This window comes from Streptomyces sp. P5F9, assembly GCF_057961495.1.
Map to the genome: position 1 here is coordinate 1 of NZ_JBXVPZ010000678.1, position 3,843 is coordinate 3,843.

At 72.6% G+C, this 3,843-nt stretch carries 4 protein-coding genes; 2 read left to right on the top strand and 2 right to left on the bottom strand.

Annotated elements, in window-relative coordinates:
- Positions 1-32: 32 nt before the first annotated feature.
- The gene (locus tag AC31A1_RS48315) at positions 33-671 is read right to left on the bottom strand and encodes a TetR/AcrR family transcriptional regulator (protein ID WP_489659412.1); all 639 of its coding nucleotides are present in this window, start codon (positions 669-671) and stop codon (positions 33-35) included.
- Positions 672-806: 135 nt separating this feature from the next.
- Here AC31A1_RS48315 and AC31A1_RS48320 point away from each other — a divergent pair, with 135 nt between their 5' ends.
- Positions 807-1,568 (top strand): SDR family NAD(P)-dependent oxidoreductase, encoded by a 762-nt coding sequence (locus AC31A1_RS48320; RefSeq protein ID WP_489659413.1) that lies wholly within the window; start codon positions 807-809, stop codon positions 1,566-1,568.
- A gap of 34 nt (positions 1,569-1,602) precedes the next feature.
- On the opposite strand, the gene AC31A1_RS48325 is transcribed toward AC31A1_RS48320, so the two are convergent.
- A complete protein-coding gene (locus AC31A1_RS48325; protein WP_489659414.1) occupies positions 1,603-2,328 on the bottom strand; it encodes a glycoside hydrolase family 75 protein in 726 nt (241 codons plus the stop codon).
- A gap of 444 nt (positions 2,329-2,772) precedes the next feature.
- On the opposite strand from AC31A1_RS48325, the gene AC31A1_RS48330 reads away from it, so the two are divergent.
- Positions 2,773-3,789 carry a fibronectin type III domain-containing protein gene (locus AC31A1_RS48330; protein ID WP_489659415.1) on the top strand — a complete coding sequence of 339 codons (1,017 nt, stop codon included), beginning with the start codon at positions 2,773-2,775 and terminating at the stop codon, positions 3,787-3,789.
- Positions 3,790-3,843: the final 54 nt, after the last annotated feature.

The following is a 3,843-nucleotide window of genomic DNA, read 5'->3' on the forward strand; positions in this document are numbered from 1 at the left end:
GCCCTGCCCCCAGGCGCACTCCCCCACGGCACCTAAGAAACCCCCTCCGCCGCGATCGCCAGCGCCGAGCGCAACGTCTCCGCCACCTCGGCCTCCCCTACCCCCGCGTCGGTGACGGACCCGCTCACACTCCACGCGAACCGCTCCACCGCCGCCCGCAGCGCCGCGTTCAGCATCGCCGCCTGGATCATGGGGCGTAGATCGTCGGCCGGTAGGCCCGAGCGGTCGGCCAGGGCTCGGGCGAACGCCGGTTCCGCCTCGTCGTAGGTCTGGAGCCAGATCGCGCGGAGGCCCGGTTCCGTGCGGGTGAGGCGGACGAGGGCGCTGCCGGTGGCACCGTCGGGGCCGGTCGCGGCGAGGAGGCCGGTCGCGAGGGCCGGGTCGAAGAGTTCCGACAAGGGGTGGCCGGGGCGCCACTCCCGCAGGCGGGCGGCGATCACGTCGATGCCGGCCGAGAAGAGTGGTCGTACGCAGCTCTCCTTGCTCGGGAAGTAGCGCCACACGGTGCGGGCGGAGACGCCGACCGCCTGGCCGATCTGTTCGCCGGTGGTCGCCGCGACGCCCTGGGCGACGAACAGTTCCACCGCGGCCCGGGCGATCTCCAGGCGGATCTCGGCCTTGCGTGCCTCGGTGAGAGGTGGTCGTCCCGTGCGTCCGCTGGGTGCGGTCATCAGTTCCCCTCCGGCTGCGGTCGTGACCTCCGGGGATTCTCCACCATGACTTTATGTCACTCGGAGACATTAAGTCGTATGGTGTGGGGACCCCGGGCGGCACAGAGCCCTCGCACCACGGACAGGAGCAACCTCATGGCCACTGGACTCGACGGACGCAGCGTCATCGTCACCGGAGCGGGTTCGGGCATCGGCCGTGCCGCCGCCCTGGCCTTCGCCGCGGAAGGTGCCAAGGTCGTGGCCGCCGACCTGAACGCGGACGGCGCCGGGGCGGTCGTCAAGGAGATCGAGCAGGCGGGCGGCACGGCCGTCGCGGTCACGGGCGACCTGAGTGAGCAGGCGGTCGTGGACGAGGTGGTCGCGACCGCCGTGGAGCGGTTCGGCGGGGTCGACGTCCTGGTGAACAACGCCGGGATCATGGACCGCATGTCGGCACTGGCGGACGTGGAGGACGCGGAGTGGGAGCGGGTCATCCGGGTCAACCTGACCGCGCCCTTCCTGCTCACCCGGGCCGCGCTGCCGCACATGCTCGCGGCCGGCCGGGGCGCGATCGTGAACACCGCCTCCGAGGCGGGCCTGCGGGGCAGTGCGGCGGGCGCCGCCTACACGGCCTCGAAGCACGGGGTGGTGGGCCTGACCAAGAACCTCGCCGTGATGTACCGCAAGCAGGGCATCCGCGCGAACGCCATCGCCCCGGGCGCGACAGCGACCAACATCTCCGTGGAGGCCGACCGCGCCGCCCACGGTCCGGCGGCGCTCGGCCCGCACTTCGTCAACGTCGGCAGCCTGGCCAAGCCCGAGGAGCAGGCCGCCGCCATCGTGTTCCTCGCCTCGGACGCGGCCAGCAACATCAACGGCGTGATCCTGCCGGTCGACGACGGCTGGTCGGCGGTCTGACGACTCCGCCCCGGAGCGCTCGGCAGGCTGCGGCCTACGACCCCGGACGCCCAGCGGCGCCCTGCACGAACAGCCGCGCCAGCCGCTGCCCCGTCTCCACGGCCGCCGCATGGTCTTCGATGGGCTTCACCTGCGAGTCCTTGAACACGATGTAGGTGACGCCGGTGTCCGTACCGCCGCCGCGCGGGTCGGTGCGGATGCCGAGGCCCTTGGCCGTGGCGTACGACGCCTCGCCGATGATGTCGTGCGGACCGACGTCTCCTACGACGGCGTACTGCACCCGGTCCCGGTAGACGACGGCGGCGACCGAGCCGCCGCCGACGCCGTGGTCCCGATGGTTCCAGAGGGCGCTCGCGGCGGGGACCACGATGTACGGGAGCCGTTCGGCGTTCAGATAGCGGCCGTCGGACTGCTGGTAGGCCGTCATGGAGGAGAAGAGCGGGTCGGTGCGCGCGTTGCAGCGGGCGCCGGCCTGGCCGTCGCAGTCGATGTCCAGGTCGGCCTTCCAGTAGACGGCTTCCTTGGTGCCGCAGACCGGGATCGTCGCGCGCTCCCCGTCGTCACTGCGGTACCGGCCCCGCGAGACGGGCACGCAGTCACGCACCTTGGCCAGCAGGTCGGCGGCGCGGACATCGCCCTCGCGCAACGCGGCCGGCCCCGCCTGGGGTCGGACGAACGCGACGGGGGCTGCGGCGGGCAGCGTGGTCGGGGCGAGCAGGGCGGCGCCGGCCGCGGCCAGCGTCAGCGACTGGACACGCACGATAGAGGACCCTCTCCTGGGGGATCTGACGGACACTCAGCCCACCCTGGTACCGGTCCGATCGAGCGGCCACCGGTAGGGGGCCGGACGGTGCACGCCCCGAACTCCCGGCGCAAACCGAATCCGTGAGCCCGTACCCTTCCCGACGGAAGCCGGGGCCCTGAGCCCGCCTCACTCCCGACGGGGGCCGGGGACCCGAGCCGGTATCGGCCCCGGCCACCCGGCCGCCCGCGCCGGCGCGGGATCAGCGACGACAGCGGTCCGCGCCACCGGCATGAACTGCCCACTCCCAGCGGCGAGTTCAGCCGTGCTGACTTCAGCATACGTAACCCCCGTGACCGGTCGGCAACGGCGCCCCTCTTGATGTGGCCGCACCACCCAGGTCATATTGGTCCGGACCTTTTCCGTCGTGTGGTGCCCGCGTGATGCCGGGGAGGCAGAATCGTGCGACGCGTCCATGCCACCCCCACTCGCCTCCGTGCCGCCCTCGCTCTCCCCCGTACGGTCCTGGTGTGCGCCGTGCTCCTGCTGCTCACCTCCTGCGGCATGACCGACGAGGAGGACGGCCACGCCCCCGGCGCCCCGGCCGGCGTCACGGCCGCGGCGGGGAGCGCGACCAGCGTGCACGTCATGTGGGACGCGGTGACGGCGGACCCGGGTATCGGCACCTACGAGATATACCGAGGCACCACGAAAGTGGAGGAAGTAGCGGGTTCCGAGCACATGGTGGATGTCACCAGGCTCCGGCCCGCCACCCTGTACTCCTTCACCGTGCGGGCCCGGGACACCGACGGCCGCCTGGGTCCGCGCAGCCGGACGGTCCGGGCGCGGACACCGGTCGCCGTCGCGGCCGACCAGTCGGCGCCCACCCGTCCACTCACCCCGCAGGGCCGCGTCATCGGCAGCCGGGCCGTCCAGTTGTCCTGGGGCGGCTCGACGGACGACCGGGGTGTGGTGTCGTACGACATCTACCAGGGCGGGGCGAAGATCCACAGTGTGGGCGGAGCCCAGACCGCGACCGTGGTCACGGGGCTTCGGCCGAGCACGCGCTACTCGTTCACCGTGCGGGCGCGGGACGCCTCCGACAATCTCTCGCCCGCGAGCACGGCCGTCCCGCTGACCACCGCGCCCGGCAGCGACGACGGGAGCGGCACCGCCCCCACGGACTTCCGCGCGACCACGCACCGGGGCGACGACAGGGCGTACTACATCGACCTGTCCTGGGTGCCGCCGCGCACGGACGGGGTCGTCACGGAGTACCAGATCCAGCTCGACGGACAGCCGGCCACCTCGCTGGTCTGGGGCGGTACCGCGCCGCGCGATCACGCGAAGTACAGCTTCTACGCCGGCGGGGATGCCGGGGTCAGCCATCGGGTACGGCTCAGGGCGCGGCTGCCGGACGGCACGTGGGGCGGGCTCTCGGCGGAGCGGACGGTGACGACGGGCAAGGCCGCACCATAGGCGAACCGTAGGATTCGGCTCATGGCCCATGGGAATTCCAATGGTTCGCCGCAC